The sequence below is a fragment of the Paractinoplanes brasiliensis genome (genome assembly GCF_004362215.1).
Classification (GTDB): Bacteria; Actinomycetota; Actinomycetes; order Mycobacteriales; family Micromonosporaceae; genus Actinoplanes; species Actinoplanes brasiliensis.
This window is the reverse complement of the sequence record NZ_SNWR01000002.1, coordinates 2,164,762-2,181,060: the sequence shown is the minus strand read 5'-3', so window position 1 is coordinate 2,181,060 and position 16,299 is coordinate 2,164,762. Positions and strand designations below refer to the sequence as shown.

Sequence of the window (16,299 nt, the reverse complement as noted above, 5' to 3'; positions counted from 1 at the left end):
TAGTACGCCCCCGACTCGTTGGCTCGCACAATGACACGGCTGCCCGAGGCGGGCAGGCTTCGCGTCAGGACCCGCGAGGCTAGGGGGAACACGTGGCACGTCGTGCGCAGATCGAGGACCTGGTGTCGGTGGCTGTGCCGGAGCAGCCCGCCCTGAGTCCGGACGGCCGGGGCATCGCGTACGTGTTGCGGGCGGCCGACCAGGAGCAGGACCGGGTCACGCGGGAGATCTGGCTGGCCGGCGACAACGGCACCCGCAGGCTCACCCGAGGGCCGGCCGACACGGCGCCGGCCTGGTCGCCGGACGGTGAGCAGCTGGCGTTCCTCCGGGGTGGTGACGGCCCGGCCCAGGTGTGGCTTCTGCCCGCCGGCGGGGGCGAGGCCGAGGCGATCACCGAGCTGCCCCAGGGGGCGGGCGCCCCGGTGTGGAGCCCGGACGGCACGAAGATCGCGTTCGCCGCCGTGGTGTCGACGACCGGCGCCGGGGCGAGCGATCCGATTGTCACCGAGCGCCTCGACTATCAGGCCGACGGCGCCGGCTGGCTGCGGGATCTGCGCAAGCACCTGTTCGTGCTGGACGTCGAGAGCCGCGCCACGCGGCAGGTCACCGAGGGAGACTGGCATGCGGGCGACCCGGCGTGGAGCCCGGACGGGCAGAGGCTCGCGTTCTCGGCAACCGACACCGACCTGGTGTTCCGGGCCCCGCTGAACGTCATCGACGTCACCGGCCCGAAGGCCCGTCCGCGTGTGGTGGGGCTCGCCGACGGGGTCGCGGGGCCGGCCGTGTGGAGCCCGCGGGGTGACGCGCTGGTGGTCGTCGGCTACGAGGACTCGCCGGTCGGTCATGCCCGCCTGCTTCACGTGCCGCTCGACGGCGGGCCGGTGCGTGACCTCGCGGCGAGTCTGGACCGCAACGTGATGCCCGGCGGACCGGCCTATCCGGGCGCGGTGCCACGGTTCACTGCGGACGGCGAGAACGTCCTTTTCTGCGTACGGGATCGGGGTTGTTCGCACCTTTACACCGTGTCCCTTTCCGGGAAGGAACCTCGGCCGGTTGTTGCCGGGGCGGGCCGGGTGGTTTCCGGGCTCTCGGTCGCGGGCGGCACCGCTGCCATCACGTTGGCCACCCCGACCTCGTACTCCGAAATCGTCTCGATCGATCTGAGCAGCGGCGCCGAAACCGTGCGCACCGGCCACAACGAGAGCGACATCGAGCTGTTCGAGCGGGCCGAGCGCGAGTTCACGATCTCGGACGGAACCGTCGTGCAGGGCTGGCTGATCCGCGACCCGGACGTGACCGGGGCGCGGCCGCTGCTGCTGGACATCCATGGCGGCCCGCACAACGCGTGGAACGGCGCCGCCGACGACGTTCACCTGTACCACCAGGAGCTGGTGGCCGCGGGCTGGAACGTGTTGCTGCTGAACCCGCGGGCCAGCGACGGTTACGGCGAGCGCTTCTTCACCGCCGCGCTGGGCGCCTGGGGTGTGGCCGACGCCCGCGACTTCCTGGAACCGCTGGACCAGCTGGTCGCCGAGGGGCTGGCCGATCCGCGGAAGCTGGCGGTGGCCGGCTACAGCTACGGCGGTTACATGACCTGCTATCTGACCGCGACCGACGACCGGTTCGCCGCCGCCGTGGCCGGGGGTGTGGTCAGCGATCTGACCAGCATGGCGGGATCCTCGGACGACGGGCATCTGCTGGCCGAGATCGAGCTGGGCGGCTACCCGTGGGACTCGCCGGAGCGGTACGCCGCGATGTCCCCGCTGGCCCGGGTCGCCGACGTGACCACGCCGACGCTGGTCATTCAGGGCGCGGCCGATCTGCGCTGCCCGGTCGGCCAGGCCCAGCAGTGGCACACCGCGCTGCGGGAACGGGGTGTCCCGACGGAGTTGGTGCTCTATCCGGAGGGCTCGCACCTGCTGATCGTCGAGGGCCCGCCGTCGCAGCGGATCGACTTCAACCGGCGGACCGCGGAGTGGGTGCGCCGGCACACCGGCACGGGTCGCAAGCCGCTGGACGCCGCGCACTGGCAGCGGCGGCTCGACGTGCTGGCCGAGCGGCACGGGCTGCCGGGCGCGGTGCTGGGCATAGCGCGCAGCGGAGAAAGCGGCGGAACGAGCGGCGACGAGCTGGTCGAGGCCGCGTACGGTGTCCTCAACGCCGACACCGGGGTCGAGACCACCGCCGAGTCGGTGTTCCAGATCGGCTCGATCAGCAAGGTGTGGACCGCCACGCTGGTCATGCAGCTGGTCGACGAGGGCAAACTGGAACTGGACGCGCCGATCGCCGAGGTGCTGCCCGAGCTGACGCTGGCCGAAGCGGGCGTGGCGGCCAAGGTGACCATGCGGCACCTGCTCACGCACACCAGCGGCATCGACGGGGATGTCTTCACCGACACCGGCCGCGGCGACGACTGCCTGGAGAAGTACGTCGGCGGCCTGCGGGACGTGGCCCAGAACCACCCGCTCGGCGCGACCTGGTCGTACTGCAATTCCGGGTTCTCGCTGGCCGGCCGCGTCATCGAGAAGCTGACCGGCGGAACCTGGGACGCGGCCGTGCGGGAGCGGATCATCGGCCCGCTGGGTCTGCGCCGCACCGGCACCCTGCCCGAGGAGGCGCTGCTGCACCGGGCGGCCGCCGGTCACGTGCCCGGCCCGCAGGTCGCCCCGGTGTGGATGCTGCCGCGGGCGCTCGGCCCGGCCGGGCTCATCAACTCGACCGCGGCCGACCTGCTGGCGTTCGCGCGGATGCACCTGGACGGTGGCGGTGACGTGCTCAGCGCGGCAAGCGCCGCCGCCATGGCCGGGCACCAGGTGGAGCTGCCCGAGAAGTTCACGCTGGGCGACTCGTGGGGGCTGGGCTGGATCCGCTTCGACTGGGACGGGCACCGGCTGATCGGCCACGACGGCAACACCATCGGGCAGTCGGCTTTCCTGCGGCTGCTGCCCGAGCAGGGCCTGGCCGTCACGCTGCTGACCAACGGCGAGGGCGCCCGCGACCTCTACCAGGAGTTGTTCACCGAGATCTTCGCCGAGGTGGCCGGGGTGGCGATGCCGCAGCCGCTGACCCCGCCGTCGCCGCCCGCCGACGTCGACATCACCGAGCACCTGGGCACCTACGAGCGGGCCAGCATGCGCCTCGAAGTCCTCGAGGGCCCGTTGCTGCGCATGACGCAGACCGGTCCGCTCGCCGAGCTCAGCCCCGAGCCGGTGCACCAGCTCCCGCTGGTGGGCGTGCGGGAAGACCTTTTCCTCGTACGCATGCCGGAGTCCGACGCCTGGTTCCCGGTCTACTTCTATCGGCTGCCCACCGGCGAGCGCTACCTGCACCTGGGTGTGCGGGCGACCCCGAAGGTGGCCTGAGATGGAGCTGGCGGAGATGCTGGCCGACCTGCGGGAGCTGGTGACCTGCGAGTCGCCCTCGGACGACCGGGCCGCCGTGGCCCGCAGCGCCGAGGTGGTGGCGCGGGTCGGGCGGCGTCGGCTGGGCGCGGAGCCGGAGCGGATCGTGCTGGACGGGCGTACCCATCTGCGGTGGCGTTTCGGCGACGGCCCGGCCCGGGTGCTGCTGCTGGGCCACCATGACACGGTGTGGCCGATCGGCACGCTCTCGCACACCCCGTACGAGGTGACGGGCGGAACCGTACGCGGGCCCGGCTGCTTCGACATGAAGGCGGGCGTCGTGCAGGCCTTCCACGCCCTCGCGGCGCTGCCCGACCGGTCCGGCGTGACCGTGCTGATCACCGGTGACGAGGAGCTGGGTTCGCCGACCTCGCGCGAGCTGATCGAGAAGGAGGCCGTCGGCGGCGCGGCCGCCCTGGTGCTGGAGGCCTCGGCCGACGGGGGAGCGCTCAAGACCGAACGCAAAGGCGTTTCCCTTTACCGCGTACGGGTGTCCGGCCGCGCGTCGCACGCCGGGCTCGAACCGGAGGCGGGTGTCAACTCCACCGTCGAGCTGGCTCATCAGGTGCTCGCCGTGCGGGCCCTGGGCGACCCGGCGCTCGGCACCACGGTTGTGCCGACCCGGATGACCGCCGGGACGACCACCAACACCGTCCCGGCGGCGGGCGAGTTCGCCGTCGACGTCCGGTGCCGCACCACCGCCGAGCAGTTGCGTGTCGACGCCGCCCTGAGCAGGCTGACCCCGGTGCTGCCGGGCGCCGGCCTCACCGTCGAGGGCGGCCCCAACCGTCCCCCGCTGGAAGCCACGGCCTCCGAGGCGCTCTACGCGCTGGCGGAAAAGGTCGCCGCCCAGCTGGGCCTGCCGCCGCTGACGAGGGCCGCGGTCGGCGGCGCCTCGGACGGCAACTTCACCGCCGGTGCGGGCACGCCGACGCTGGACGGGCTGGGCGCGGTCGGCGGGGGCGCGCACGCCGCCGGCGAACACGTTGTCGCCGCCGAGATGCCGCGGCGTGCGGCGCTGGTCTCGGCGCTGGTCCGGGAGGTGGCTCGCCCATGAGTGACCTGCTCACCCCGGCCACGGCAGCCGGTGCGGCCGCCCGGTCGGCCGGGGTCACGATCCGGGCGCTCACCGAGCTGGCCGAGCTGCACGACGTGTGCCGGCTGTTCGACAGCATCTGGCAGTCCGACCCGGCCGATCCGCCGGTCACCCGCGACCTGCTGCGGGCCATGAGCAAGGCGGGCAGCTATGTGGCCGGGGCCTTCGACGGCACGGGACTGGTCGGCGCCTGCGTCGCGTTCTTCGGCGCGCCCGAGCGTCGCGAGATGCACAGCCACATCGCCGGCGTGAGCCGGGCCGCCCGTGGCCGCAGCGTCGGCTACGCGATCAAGCTGCATCAGCGGGCGTGGGCGCTGGAGCGGGGGGTACGGACGATCAGCTGGACCTTCGACCCGCTGGTCAGCCGGAACGCGTACTTCAACATGGTCAAGCTGGGCGGCACGCCGGTGCAGTACCTGCCGCACTTCTACGGCCCGATGACCGACGGCATCAACGGCGCCGACGACACCGACCGGCTGCTGCTGCGCTGGGACCTGTCAGTGCTCGGCGGGCCGGTTTCGAAACCCGGCCTGTCCGGGGCGGCGATCGCTTTGGACCGTACGCCCGAAGGTGAACCCGTGCTGCGCCCGGCCGACGGTCGTACCGTGCTGGTCGCGGTGCCGCCGGACGTCGAGTCGCTGCGGCGCGCCGATCCTGCTTGCGCTCGTCGCTGGCGTGTCGCCGTACGGGAAGTGCTCGGGTCTTTGATCGACGGCGGGGCGCGGGTGACCGGGTTCGACCGGGCCGGCTGGTATGTGGTGGAGAGGGCGGACGCATGAAACTGGCCGGGATCGAGCTGCGGCGCATCAGGATGCCGCTGGTGGCGCCGTTCCGCACGTCGTTCGGCACCGAGACCGAACGGGACGTGCTGCTGCTGCGCGCGGTCACCGACGAGGCCGAGGGCTGGGGCGAGTGCGTCGCGATGAGCGATCCGCTCTACTCCAGCGAGTACGTGGAGGCGGCGGCCGACGTGCTGCGCCGCTACCTGGTGCCCGCGCTCGCCGCTCACCCGGTCGCCGCGGCCACCGCCGTCGCCCCCGCCCTGCACAGGTTCAAGGGCCACCGGATGGCCAAGGCCGCCCTGGAGACCGCGGTGCTCGACGCCGAGCTGCGCGCCGAGGGCCGCTCGTTCGCCCGGGAGCTGGGCGCCACCCGCGACCGGGTGCCGTGCGGGGTGTCGGTCGGCATCATGGACTCGATCCCGCAGCTGCTCGACGCCGTCGACGGGTACCTGGCCCAGGGGTACGTCCGGATCAAGCTGAAGATCGAGCCGGGCTGGGACGCCGAGCCGGTCCGCGCGGTCCGGGAGCGCTTCGGTGACGACGTGCTGCTGCAGGTCGACGCGAACACGGCGTACACGGTCGGGCAGGCGCCGCTGCTGGCCGCGCTCGACCCGTTCGGGCTGCTGCTGATCGAGCAGCCGCTCGACGAGGAGGACGTGCTCGGCCACGTCGAGCTCTCCCGCCGGGTCAGGACCCCGATCTGCCTGGACGAGTCGATCGTCTCGGCCCGCGCCGCCGCCGACGCCATCCGGCTGGGCGCGTGCAGCATCGTCAACATCAAACCGGGCCGCGTCGGCGGTTACCTCGAGGCCCGCCGCATCCACGACGTGTGCGTCGCCAACGGCGTCCCGGTGTGGTGCGGCGGCATGCTCGAAACAGGCCTGGGCAGGGCGGCCAACGTGGCTTTGGCCGCCCTGCCCGGTTTCACCCTGCCCGGCGACACGTCCGGGTCGGACCGCTATTTCCGTACGGACGTCACGTCGCCGTTCGTGCTTTCCGACGGCCACCTGCCCGTGCCCACCGGCCCCGGCCTCGGTGTCGAGCCGATCCCCGAGGTCCTGGCCGAGATCACCACGAGCATGGAGTGGCTGCCCCTGTAACCGGCTCTTCGAGAATTCGGCCCCCGCGTGCAACCCGGCGCGGGGGTCGGTCCGTAGAAGAGCCATGAAGCTGTATCCCGATCGGGAACGCGAGTTCACCGACTTCGTGACGGCACGCCGCGCCGCCCTGGTCCGCACGGCGGCGTTGCTGGTCTCCGGCGACACCGCCAAGGCCGAGGACGTGGTGCAGACCGCGCTGACCAACCTCTACCTGGCCTGGCCGCGCGTGCGGCCGGAGACGGCGGAGGCGTACGCGCGCCGGTGTGTCGTCAACGCGGCCACCGACGAGCACCGCAGCCTGTTCCGGCGGCGTGAGCAGGTGCGGGCCGAACTGCCCGAACTGCCGGCCGACGCGCCGGACGACGACGACCGGACCATGCTCGCGTTGCTGGCCACGCTGCCACCCCGGCAGCGGGCTGCCGTGGTGCTGCGGTACGTCGAGGGCCTGTCCGTCGCCGAGGCCGCCGACGCGCTGCGCTGCAGCGAGGGCAACGTGAAAAGCCAGAGCGCACGTGGCCTGCAACGGCTGCGTGAGCTGTTCCCCGCGCCCCTCACGCTGTGAAACCCCGCCGTTCTGCCCGCGCCCCACGCCGCGTTCCCCCGGTTCCCACCCGCCCCACCGCAGGGCCGCGTCTCCGCGGTTTCCCGCTCCTCATCTCGCCCACCCCACCCCTGTGGAAGGACCCTGTCATGCCTGACGTCGAGGACGTCCTGCGTAATCTCACCGTCGCCCCCGGCCGTGACGGCCCCGAGGTGGTCGCGGCCGACGTGGCCCGGGGCCGCCGGGCCCTGCACCGCCGGCGTTTCGCCGCCGCCGGTGGCCTGGCGGCCGTGGTCGCCGCGGCCGCGGTCGGCGTCGGCGTGGTCGCCGGCCCCACTTCCCCCGATCGGCTCAGCCTCGTCTCCTACACCGGTCAGCAGCCCGTCGGTTTCCAGGTCAGCACCGTGCCCGAGGGCTGGAAGGTGGTGTCGTCCGACCCCTCGGCGTTCGTCGTCGAGCCGCCCGGCAGCGGTGGGGAGCCCGGTGACCCGGGTGCCCCGCTCAGCCTCGACGGGCGGATCTCCGTCACGCTGCAGGGCCTGTCCAAGCTGCCTGCCGAGTCGCCGGTGACGAAGGTCGACGTGAACGGGCGCGAGGGCCGGCTCGGGCACCCGCTCGAGGCCGAGGGCAAGCTGTCGGCCACCCGCTGGCTGTTCTTCCCCGACGCGAGCGGCCGCCAGGTGCAGGTGCGGGTGCCCGAGTCGGTGAAGCTCAGCGACGCCCAGGTCGTCGACTTCGCCGAGGGCATCACGGTCACCCGTGACGCCGCCGAGATCGGCGGCTGAGCCGGGCTTCTACGCCGGGGGCGAACGGGGTATCGGCGGCGTGGGCGGGCTCGGTACGGTGAGGCGCATGGCGGACAACGAGCGGCCCCTGCTGCGTACGGTGGTGGGCCGGGTGCTGCGCCGCCACCGGCTCGACCAGGGGCGCACCCTGGCCGAGGTGGCCCGCGAGGCCAACGTCTCGGTGCAATACCTGTCCGAGGTCGAACGCGGCCGCAAGGAGCCCAGCTCCGAGATCCTGGCCGCGGTCTGCGACGCCTTGCACATCGAGCTCTCCGATCTGCTGGCCGAGGTCCGGTTCGATCTGGTCGGCGCGGTGGCGCCGGTGCTGCGGCTCGCCCCGGTCGCCCCCGTTCTGCCGGTCTCACCGGGCCCGCCGCAGCAGCCGGGCCGGTCCAGCAGCGTCATGCTGCTCGCCGCTTGACCGGGCTTGCCGCTTGACCGGGCTTGCCGCTTGACCGGGCCCGGCCCGCCGCGGCTTGCTGGTCGCCGCCGGACGTTCAGCTGGCGGCCGACAGCCGGTACGCCCGCTCCGGCCGGGCGGTGATCACCCGGTCGGCCAGGCCGTACGCCACCGCCTCGGACGCCGTCAGCGCCATGCTGCGATCGGTGTCGGCCCGGATCTTCTCCGCCGGGTGACCCGTGTGCCGGGCGAGGATGCTGTCCATCTCGGCCCGCACCTTGGCCACCTCTTTCGCCTCGACCGCCAGGTCCGGCAGTGTGCCCCGGGCCTGGCTGGACGGCTGGTGCAGCGTCACCTTGGCGTGCGGCAGCACCGAGCGTTTGCCCGGCGTGCCCGCGGCGAGCAGCGCGGCGGCGGCGGAGGCCGCTTGACCGACGCAGATCGTGGCGATGTCACAGCGTACGAAGTGCATGGTGTCGTAGATGGCGGTGAGCGCGCTGAACGAACCGCCGGGCGAGTTGATGTACAACCCGATCTCCTGCTCGCCGGCCGATTCCAGGTGGATCAGCTGGGCGATCACCACGTTGGCCACGCCGTCGTCGATCTCGGTGCCGAGGAAGATGATCCGGTCGGACAGCAGCCGGGAGTAGATGTCGTACGCCCGTTCGCCGTTGGGGGTCTTCTCGACCACTGTGGGAATCGTGTACTGGCTCATGCGCTCAGTCCCATCGGCTGCCGCGCCATCTCGGGGCGCACGTCGTCCACACTGTCCAGAACGTGATCGATCAGCCCGTACGCCAGGGCCTCCTCGGCGGTGAACCAGCGGTCGCGCCGGCTGTCGCGTTCCACCACCTCGATCGGCTGCCCGGTGTGCTCGGCGGTCAGGCGCAGCAGGGTGCTCCCGACCCGCTCCAGCTGATCGGCGTAGATCTCGACGTCGGCCGCCGTGCCGCCGAACCCGGCCGAGCCCTGGTGCATCAGGATCTGGGCGTGCGGCAGGCTGTACCGCTTGCCCGGGGCGCCCGCGGTGAGCAGGAACTGCCCCATGCTGCCGGCCAGGCCCAGCGCCAGCGTGCTGACCTCGTTGGGGATCAGCCGCATGGTGTCGTAGACGGCCAGGCCGGCGCTGACCGACCCGCCCGGAGAGTTGATGTAGAGGCTGATGACGGCCCGGGGGTCCTCGGCCGACAACAGCAGCAGCTGCCCGCACAGCCGGTTGGCGATCCGGTCGTCCACCTCGGTGCCGAGCACGAGGATGCGCTGATGCAGGAGCCGGGCCGCCACCTGGTCGTCGATGGTTCCGGGAGTTGGTTGGTTCATGGGTTCCCTCGCTCTCGTCGGAGTTCCACCTTGAGAGCTGCCGGGCCCGGATTCCAGGCCGATCTGCTGTCAGCAGACCCTTCTGCTGTCAGCAGATCCGCATGTCGGCGAGCTCGCGCATCGCCTCGTACAGCCGCATCTTGACCGAGGCGGGCGGCAGGCCGAGCAGGCGTGCCGCCTCGCCGGTGGTCCGGCCCTGGAAGTAGGTGGCGACCAGGACCTCACGATGCCGAGCCGGGAGGCGACGGAGCATCTGCTCCATCGGGGGACGGCGCGTTTCCTGTCGGGTCGGCATGCATCGCACTCTGGTCGGCCGGGCGGGTCAACTCCAGTGCGCACCTGCGGCGTAATCGCCTGGTCACGGCCCGAATCAGAGCCCGGCCGCGCTGTCGTACCGTTCGCGCAGGTCCGTCATCTCGGCCTCGGTCAGCGCCTCTTTCTGCGCGAGCTCCGCGTACTTGGCCGGGAACATCTCGCGCAGCCGGTCGATGTATTTGACCTCGGCGGTGGCCTCGACCACCTGGATGCCCGCCGGCTGGGCCGACAGGTCGACGATCACGGGCCCGGCCAGCTTGACCGCCACGTCCCACGGCGTCTTGTCCTCGGCGACGCCGCAGAAGTGAAAACCGTAAACCGTCCGTACGCCGGTGAGCGTGCTCGCGTCCGACGGCTCGTACCCGTAGACGCGGACCCCGCAGATCACCTCGGCCTTGGCGTCGGTGGGCGGCGCGCTGTGCCCGCCGTGGCTGTGCTGCTGCGGATCGGCCTGTTCCAGCGTCTCCCGCATCCGGGTGGCGACCTGCGCCGGCAGGTCCTCGCCGGAGTCCCTCATCACGACGACCCCGGCCGCGACCGTCAGCAGGATCGCCGCCACTCCCACGTAGCGGTTCATCTCGGGTCCTCCTCCGACCGGCAGGCCCCGGACCGGGGTCCGGGGCCTGCCTGGTCACACCGATCAGGTGAAGTTGACGTCGCTGCACCACATGTAGGCCTGGTCGAGGTGCGAGGCCTGCCAGATGACGAACACGATGTGGTGCCCGGTGTAACCGGAGGTGGAGACGTTGAACGAGATGTTCTGGGCCGGGGCGTACCGGCCGGTCTGCGTGATGAAATCGAGGTTGCCCCAGCCGAGGGTCTGCGTGGCAGGGTTGAAGCCCTGCTTGCTGACGTAGACCCGGAAGTAGTCAGCGCCGTGGCTGGCCTGGTCGTACAGCTGGACCGTGAAGTTGCGCGAGATGTTGCTGGTCCGCCAGTTGCCCGGCCTGTTCAGGCTGTTGTTGCGGCTCAGCCCGTTGCTGCAGAGCTGCCCGTCGGGAGTGCGGGCCTGGAACTGGCCGCCCAGCCCGTCGCGCAGGGCGCTCATCCAGTTCCACATGGTGTCGGGGTTGGCCTGGAACGCCTGGTAACACATCGGGTCCTGCTGCTGCATCGCCGGGTTCATGTGCTGGCTGCCCCAGGCCTGCCAGCACTGATAGGCGCGGGTGGCCGGGCTCACGATGGTGCCGTGGGCCTGCGCCGGGCCGCTCCAGGAGAGCAGGCCGGCCACCATTGCGAGAAGCACAACCAGCACCCAGCGGGGACGGGGTGTCATGATCTGTCCTCCATTTATTGGGGATCGGGGGATTGGGAGCGCTCCCAGAAGCATCGCAGCCATCTGTCCGGATATCAACCCACGTCAATAGATTTGGCACGGCCCCCATGTTGCCCCGGCGTGAACCCCGAGTTACAGCAGCCCCAGGCGTCCGTTTTGTCGCTTCTCCAGGTCAGCCCACCGACGGCGCCTTGAACGGGTCGTGTTCGTTGAGGAGTTTGTCGATCCGGGCCTGGTCGACGCGGCGCACCACCGACCCGGTCTCCTGAGCGTCCCGGATCGTTTTGGCGAGCGTGAACGCGGACGTCACCGCGGCTTCACCTGAGCGTGGATACTCAACCTTTCACACCGGCTGGGCCGGGACCGGCCGGCGGACGTCAGGCTGAAAATCCCGCGTCCGAGGCCGAATCCTCCACCGTGGACATTTCCGGCGCGGTCCACGTACGACTGTCGTCGATGTCGCTTCCGGGTGAGAGACGGCCCAAGTGTCGCGATCGTCGGATCCCGTGCCCCGGCCCCGCCCGCGCTGCCGGAACGGCCAGTTGCAAGTCTCGCGAATGGCTCTCGCGCCGCAGCGGCCGATGACAGGATCCGAAAGGTGAGCAAAAGCGCCCGGCCCGGCCGGACACGGCATCCCCGGCGCGTCCCGTGCCCGGCAGCTTCCGAGAAAGGGAACCCACCGTCATGCCCTTGACCACGAGCACCGCCAACGGGCGTGCCTCCGACCAGGCCCGCACGAGCCGGCCGGCCTCCGCCCCGGTGTCCACCCGCCCGGCCCGTGGCGGGCCGGGCGGCGACACCGAAGCAAGCCGGCGGCAGGCTCGGTCGGTCGCCAAGCAGCAGCAGGCGGCCGAGCGGATCGCCGCGGCCACGGCCGAGATCTCGGCCCAGAACGCCGAGGCGGCCGAGGCCTCGCGGCAGCTGACCGAGGCCATGCAGCAGATCTCAGCCGGCGCCGAGCAGGCCTCGGGCGCGACCCAGCAGAGCCTGGCCGCGATGAACCAGGTCGAGGAGCAGGTCGGCCGGCAGGAGACCACCACGCGGCAGGTGGCCGAGCTCAGTCAGGCGTTGCAGGGGTTGCTCAACGAGACGCGTTCGGGCATCAGCATGCTGCTCGCGAACGTCGACAACGCCTCGACCCGGCAGACCGCCTCGGTCGGCACCATCAGCGAGCTGGAGAAGCAGGCCGATGAGATCGGCGAGATTGTCAAGACTGTCGCGCACATCGCCGACCAGACGAATCTTCTCGCGCTCAACGCGGCCATCGAGGCCGCCCGGGCCCGCCAGCACGGCAAGGGCTTCGCCGTGGTGGCGGACGAGGTGCGGACGCTGGCCGAGACCAGTGAGCGCAGCGCCCGGCAGATCCGCGACCTGATCGACGAGGTGCGCGAGAGCGTCACCGTGATCGCCTCGGGGGTGCAGTCGTCGGCCGAGACGGCCCGGGGCGAGGTCGAGAAGGGCAAGACCATCACCGACCAGCTCGAGACGATCCGGGCCGACATGGGCACGATCATGGCCGGCGCGACCGAGATGGCCGGCGCGGCGGTGCAGTCGCAGGCGGCGGCGAACGCGGCCAAGGCACGCTCCGAGGAGATCGCCGCGGCGGCCGAGCAGCAGTCGGCCGCGTGCGAGCAGTCGCTGCAGACGGTGAACCAGCAGACCGGGGCCCTGCGGCAGAGCGAGCAGGCGGCGGAGGCGCTGGCCGAGGTCTCCGAGACGCTGCGGTCGAGCACCGACATCACCAAGAGCGCCGAGGATGTCGCCTCGACGGCCGAGGAGCTGTCCGCCGCGGTCGAGGAGATCAACCGGGCCGCCGCGCAGATCAACACGGCGATCTCCGAGATCAACTCGGGGGCCCGGACGGCGGCCGAGAAGGCGCAGGAGACCAGCGAGGCGGTGACCAGGATCGAGCAGGGCGCCCAGCTCTCGGCGACCCGGGGCACCGCAGCGGTCGAGCGGGCCGACGCCATCCTCGAACTGCTCGGCGCGAACAAGGTGTCGGTCGACTCGATGATCGAGGCGATCGGGCAGTCCGCCCGCGACGGCATGGAGAACGTCCGCAAGGTCAGCGAGCTCGAGCAGATCTCCCGGCGGATCGACAAGATCGTCGACGCCATCGCGAACGTGTCGATCCAGACCAACATGCTGGCCGTCAACGGCTCGGTCGAGTCGGCCCGCGCGGGCGAGTTCGGCAAGGGCTTCGCGGTGGTCTCGACCGACATCCGCAACCTGGCCCGCGACTCGGCCGACAACGCCGACCGCATCAAGGACCTGGTCAAGTCGGTGCAGGACCGCATCGTCGAGGTGCGCGGCGACCTCGAGGAGACCAGCCGGCAGGCGCTGGCCGAGGTGGAGGCGGCCAAGGTCACCACCGAGCGGCTGGGCGAGATCGAGCGCGACATGCAGCAGGTGCGCGCGGGCAACGACGAGGTCCGGGAGTCGGCACAGTCGATCGCCGGGACGCTCAGCGAGGTCAAGACCGGCCTGGAGCAGATCGCGACCTCGGCCAACGAGGCCGAGCAGCTCGCCGGGCAGGCCTCGACCGCGGCCCGCGAGCAGGCGCAGGGCGCCGAGGAGCTGGCGGCCGCCGTGGAGGAGATCGCCGCGCTCGCCGACGAGCTGCAGAACGCCGGGTGAGCACGCCATGACCAGCGAGGACGACCGGGACGAGAACCCGGACGGCGGCAACGCCGACTACGTCACGTTCGACATGGCCGGCGAGCGGTACGCCTTCCCGATGCGCCAGGTACAGGAGATCATCCGGATGCCGGCCGTGGTGAAGGTGCCGCTCGGCCCGCCCGCCCTGGAGGGCCTGGCCAACCTGCGGGGCCGGGTGCTTCCCGTGGTGAGCCTGCGCGAGTGCTGCACCATGCCCGAGGCCGAGCACGACGAGACCACCCGGGTCATCGTCGTCGACGGCGGCGTGCCGCTCGGATTCGTGGTCGACCGGGTGGCCAGCGTGATCAGCATCGACCCGGCGGACATGGAGCCGGCCGACTCGGTGCAGTCGACAGTGCGCTCCGACGTGCTGGTCGGCGTGATCAAGTCGAACGACGGCCAGATGACCAGCGTCCTGAACGTGGACCGGCTGGTCGGCAGCCAGTTCGACGAGCTGGCCGAGGCAGCGGCGGGCCGCGAGCCCGCGAGCACGGCGGCCCGCGTTCCCGAGCCCGACGCCGGCGACGGGGCCGAGAACGACGACACGCTGGAGCTGGTCAGCTTCGCCGTGCAGGGCCAGGAGTACGCGCTGCCGATCGACCAGGTGCAGGAGATCGTGCAGGCCCCGGAGACGGTCAGCCACGTGCCGAACTCGGGCGGCCGGGTGCTGGGCGTGGTCGACCTGCGCGGCCGGCTGCTGCCGGTGGTCAGCATGCGCCGCGTCTTCGGCCTGCCCGTGACGGCGCTGGAACCGCAGAACCGGATCGTCGTCGTCTCGCTCGACGGCGGCGTGGTCGGCGTCGTGATGGACACCGTGCGCGAGGTGCTGCGGGTGCCGCAGAAGCTGGTGGCGCCGCTGCCCGCGTTCATGGCGGGCGACGGCCGCAAGAGCGAGGTCGAGTCGGTGTGCCGGCTCGAGGACGGCAAGCGCCTGGTGTCCGTGCTGAGCGTGCACCGGATGTTCGACTCGCCCGAGGTACGCAGCGAGATCGCCGAGCACCAGGACCGGGAGGACGGGCCAGCGATGACCGAGGAGCAGCGCGACGACGACGGCCGCGGCGACGAGGAACTGTTCGTCGTGTTCCGGCTCGACGGCGAGGAGTACGCGGTCGACGTCGACGCGGTCCAGGAAATCATCCGGGTGCCCGAGGCGCTCATCCGCGTGCCCCGGTCGTTCGAGTTCGTCGAAGGTCTGGTCAACCTGCGGGGCACCGTGCTGCCCGTGGTCGACCTGCGCACCCGGCTGGGTCTGCCGCGCTCCGAGCGCGACGAGCGCCAGCGGATCGTCGTGCTGATCATCGGCGGCGTCCGCACCGGCTTCATCGTCGACTCGGTGGCCGAGGTGGCCCGGGTGGGCCGGCACGTGCTGGAGCCCGCCCCGCAGCTGTCGGCCGAGCAGGCGCGGATCGTGTCGCGGGTGGCCAACCTGCCCGAGCAGAAACGGATGCTGCTGCTGGTGCAGGTGGGCGAACTGCTCGCCGCCGACCAGGCCCGCGACCTCGAGGCCGTGCTCGGCCAGTCCGCCGGCGACGTGCTCGAACCCGTCTGACGGGCGCCGCAGATGGCGAACACATCGGTGCTGGTCGTCGACGACTCGGCGTTGATGCGCCGGGCGATCACGGGCATCCTCGCCGAGGCCGGCAAATTCGAGGTGACCACCGCCCGCAACGGCGCCGACGCCCTCGACCAGCTCGACCGGGTCCGCCCCGACGTGATCACCCTCGACGTGAACATGCCGGAGATGGACGGGCTCACCTGCCTGGCCAAGATCATGGCCGAGCGCCCCACCCCGGTCGTCATGGTGTCGTCGCTGACCGAGGCGAACGCCCTGGTCACGTTGGAGGCGCTGGAGCTGGGGGCGGTCGACTACGTGGCCAAGCCGGGCGGCACGGTCTCGCTGAACATGAGCGACGTCGCCGCCGAGATCACCGGCAAGGTGCGGGCCGCCGCCAAGGCGCGGATCGGCCGGGCCCGCGGGCTCGCGGCGCGAATCCGGCGCACACCCCCGCCGCGTGAGCCCGTGGCGGCCAAGGCGACCGACCTGGTGGTGATCGGCTCGTCCACCGGCGGCCCGGCTCTGCTGGCCGAAGTACTGCCCGGGCTGCCCGGCACGCTCGGCGCCCCGGTGGTGATCGCACAGCACATCCCGGCGTCGTTCACCGCCACCCTGGCCCGGCGGCTCGACGAGCTCTGCGCGCTGCGGGTGCACGAGGTCGACCGGATCATGACGCTCCGGCCCGGCGCGATCTATCTGGGGCGCGGCAGCAATGACGTGGTGGTGGCCCGGCGCACCGACGGACTGATCGTGAAGAGCGTCCCGGCCGGCTCGGACTACCGCTGGCACCCCAGCGTCGACCGGCTGGTCGCCTCGGCCCGGCGGCACGTGCCGGCTGAGCGACTGGTCTGCGCGCTGCTGACCGGGATGGGCGACGACGGCGCGGCCGAGATGGCGCAGGTACGCGCCGACGGCGGTCGCACCGTAGCCGAGGCCGAGGAGACGGCGGTGGTCTGGGGCATGCCGGGTGAGCTGGCCCGCCGGGGCGGCGCCACCGAGGTGCTGCCGTCGTACGCGATCGCGGACCAGATCGCCCAGTGGGTTCGCTAGAAGCATCGAGGAGGAGGAAC

The 16,299-nt window shown here is 71.8% G+C and carries 15 protein-coding genes and 1 pseudogene; 10 read left to right on the top strand and 6 right to left on the bottom strand.

Features of this window, described 5'->3' with window-relative positions; translation table 11 throughout:
- The first annotated feature begins 92 nt into the window (after positions 1-92).
- The 7 genes and pseudogenes from C8E87_RS41840 to C8E87_RS41810 all read left to right on the top strand — a co-directional run.
- Positions 93-3,362 (top strand): serine hydrolase, encoded by a 3,270-nt coding sequence (locus C8E87_RS41840; RefSeq protein ID WP_133878862.1) that lies wholly within the window; start codon positions 93-95, stop codon positions 3,360-3,362.
- A gap of 1 nt (position 3,363) precedes the next feature.
- Complete coding sequence (locus C8E87_RS41835; RefSeq protein ID WP_133878861.1) at positions 3,364-4,458, top strand: M20 family metallopeptidase; 1,095 nt, start codon at positions 3,364-3,366, stop codon at positions 4,456-4,458.
- The gene (locus C8E87_RS41830) at positions 4,455-5,276 is read left to right on the top strand and encodes a GNAT family N-acetyltransferase (protein WP_133878860.1); all 822 of its coding nucleotides are present in this window, start codon (positions 4,455-4,457) and stop codon (positions 5,274-5,276) included. Before C8E87_RS41835 ends, C8E87_RS41830 begins: the two co-directional genes overlap by 4 nt.
- Positions 5,273-6,379, top strand: coding sequence for an o-succinylbenzoate synthase (gene menC, locus C8E87_RS41825; protein WP_133878859.1), 1,107 nt, complete (start codon positions 5,273-5,275; stop codon positions 6,377-6,379). The genes C8E87_RS41830 and menC overlap by 4 nt, the downstream gene beginning before the upstream one ends.
- Positions 6,380-6,443: 64 nt before the next feature.
- On the top strand, positions 6,444-6,941 hold the full coding sequence (locus C8E87_RS41820; protein ID WP_133878858.1) for a SigE family RNA polymerase sigma factor: 498 nt from the start codon (positions 6,444-6,446) through the stop codon (positions 6,939-6,941).
- A 128-nt stretch (positions 6,942-7,069) separates the two neighbouring features.
- A complete protein-coding gene (locus C8E87_RS44140; RefSeq protein ID WP_166661459.1) occupies positions 7,070-7,705 on the top strand; it encodes a hypothetical protein in 636 nt (211 codons plus the stop codon).
- A gap of 67 nt (positions 7,706-7,772) precedes the next feature.
- Positions 7,773-8,009: pseudogene (locus C8E87_RS41810) on the top strand (helix-turn-helix domain-containing protein); the annotation flags it as partial.
- A 193-nt stretch (positions 8,010-8,202) separates the two neighbouring features.
- On the opposite strand, the gene C8E87_RS41805 reads toward C8E87_RS41810, so the two are convergent.
- The 6 genes from C8E87_RS41805 to C8E87_RS44135 form a co-directional block, all read right to left on the bottom strand.
- Positions 8,203-8,820, bottom strand: a complete 618-nt coding sequence (locus C8E87_RS41805) for a ClpP family protease (protein ID WP_133878856.1) — start codon at positions 8,818-8,820, stop codon at positions 8,203-8,205.
- Positions 8,817-9,425: a ClpP family protease gene (locus tag C8E87_RS41800; RefSeq protein WP_133878855.1), complete on the bottom strand. Its 609-nt coding sequence runs from the start codon at positions 9,423-9,425 to the stop codon at positions 8,817-8,819. The genes C8E87_RS41805 and C8E87_RS41800 overlap by 4 nt, the downstream gene beginning before the upstream one ends.
- 88 nt (positions 9,426-9,513) lie before the next feature.
- Positions 9,514-9,720 carry a sigma factor-like helix-turn-helix DNA-binding protein gene (locus tag C8E87_RS41795; RefSeq protein WP_239080189.1) on the bottom strand — a complete coding sequence of 69 codons (207 nt, stop codon included), beginning with the start codon at positions 9,718-9,720 and terminating at the stop codon, positions 9,514-9,516.
- Between the two features lie 75 nt (positions 9,721-9,795).
- Positions 9,796-10,317, bottom strand: coding sequence for a hypothetical protein (locus C8E87_RS41790; protein ID WP_133878854.1), 522 nt, complete (start codon positions 10,315-10,317; stop codon positions 9,796-9,798).
- Positions 10,318-10,380: 63 nt separating this feature from the next.
- Positions 10,381-11,016, bottom strand: coding sequence for a lytic polysaccharide monooxygenase auxiliary activity family 9 protein (locus tag C8E87_RS41785; protein WP_203720629.1), 636 nt, complete (start codon positions 11,014-11,016; stop codon positions 10,381-10,383).
- A 172-nt stretch (positions 11,017-11,188) separates the two neighbouring features.
- Entirely contained in the window at positions 11,189-11,326 is a 138-nt protein-coding gene (locus C8E87_RS44135) for a hypothetical protein (RefSeq protein ID WP_239080188.1), read from the bottom strand.
- A gap of 374 nt (positions 11,327-11,700) precedes the next feature.
- Here C8E87_RS44135 and C8E87_RS41780 point away from each other — a divergent pair, with 374 nt between their 5' ends.
- The 3 genes from C8E87_RS41780 to cheB are packed head-to-tail and all read left to right on the top strand — an operon-like array spanning position 11,701 to position 16,279.
- Positions 11,701-13,653 carry a methyl-accepting chemotaxis protein gene (locus tag C8E87_RS41780; protein ID WP_133878853.1) on the top strand — a complete coding sequence of 651 codons (1,953 nt, stop codon included), beginning with the start codon at positions 11,701-11,703 and terminating at the stop codon, positions 13,651-13,653.
- A 7-nt stretch (positions 13,654-13,660) separates the two neighbouring features.
- A complete protein-coding gene (locus C8E87_RS41775; RefSeq protein WP_133878852.1) occupies positions 13,661-15,223 on the top strand; it encodes a chemotaxis protein CheW in 1,563 nt (520 codons plus the stop codon).
- A 12-nt stretch (positions 15,224-15,235) separates the two neighbouring features.
- Positions 15,236-16,279 (top strand): chemotaxis-specific protein-glutamate methyltransferase CheB, encoded by a 1,044-nt coding sequence (gene cheB, locus C8E87_RS41770; RefSeq protein ID WP_133878851.1) that lies wholly within the window; start codon positions 15,236-15,238, stop codon positions 16,277-16,279.
- Positions 16,280-16,299 lie beyond the last annotated feature (20 nt).

Bases quoted from the DNA above. Each gene is read 5' to 3' on its own strand.
- C8E87_RS41800 (WP_133878855.1), bottom strand. From the start codon at position 9,425: ATGAACCAACCAACTCCCGGAACCATCGACGACCAGGTGGCGGCCCGG.
- C8E87_RS41775 (WP_133878852.1), top strand. From the start codon at position 13,661: ATGACCAGCGAGGACGACCGGGACGAGAACCCGGACGGCGGCAACGCC.
- C8E87_RS41795 (WP_239080189.1), bottom strand. From the start codon at position 9,720: ATGCCGACCCGACAGGAAACGCGCCGTCCCCCGATGGAGCAGATGCTC.
- C8E87_RS41805 (WP_133878856.1), bottom strand. From the start codon at position 8,820: ATGAGCCAGTACACGATTCCCACAGTGGTCGAGAAGACCCCCAACGGC.
- C8E87_RS41790 (WP_133878854.1), bottom strand. From the start codon at position 10,317: ATGAACCGCTACGTGGGAGTGGCGGCGATCCTGCTGACGGTCGCGGCC.
- C8E87_RS41830 (WP_133878860.1), top strand. From the start codon at position 4,455: ATGAGTGACCTGCTCACCCCGGCCACGGCAGCCGGTGCGGCCGCCCGG.
- menC (WP_133878859.1), top strand. From the start codon at position 5,273: ATGAAACTGGCCGGGATCGAGCTGCGGCGCATCAGGATGCCGCTGGTG.
- C8E87_RS41820 (WP_133878858.1), top strand. From the start codon at position 6,444: ATGAAGCTGTATCCCGATCGGGAACGCGAGTTCACCGACTTCGTGACG.
- C8E87_RS41835 (WP_133878861.1), top strand. From the start codon at position 3,364: ATGGAGCTGGCGGAGATGCTGGCCGACCTGCGGGAGCTGGTGACCTGC.
- cheB (WP_133878851.1), top strand. From the start codon at position 15,236: ATGGCGAACACATCGGTGCTGGTCGTCGACGACTCGGCGTTGATGCGC.
- C8E87_RS44140 (WP_166661459.1), top strand. From the start codon at position 7,070: ATGCCTGACGTCGAGGACGTCCTGCGTAATCTCACCGTCGCCCCCGGC.
- C8E87_RS41780 (WP_133878853.1), top strand. From the start codon at position 11,701: ATGCCCTTGACCACGAGCACCGCCAACGGGCGTGCCTCCGACCAGGCC.
- C8E87_RS41785 (WP_203720629.1), bottom strand. From the start codon at position 11,016: ATGACACCCCGTCCCCGCTGGGTGCTGGTTGTGCTTCTCGCAATGGTG.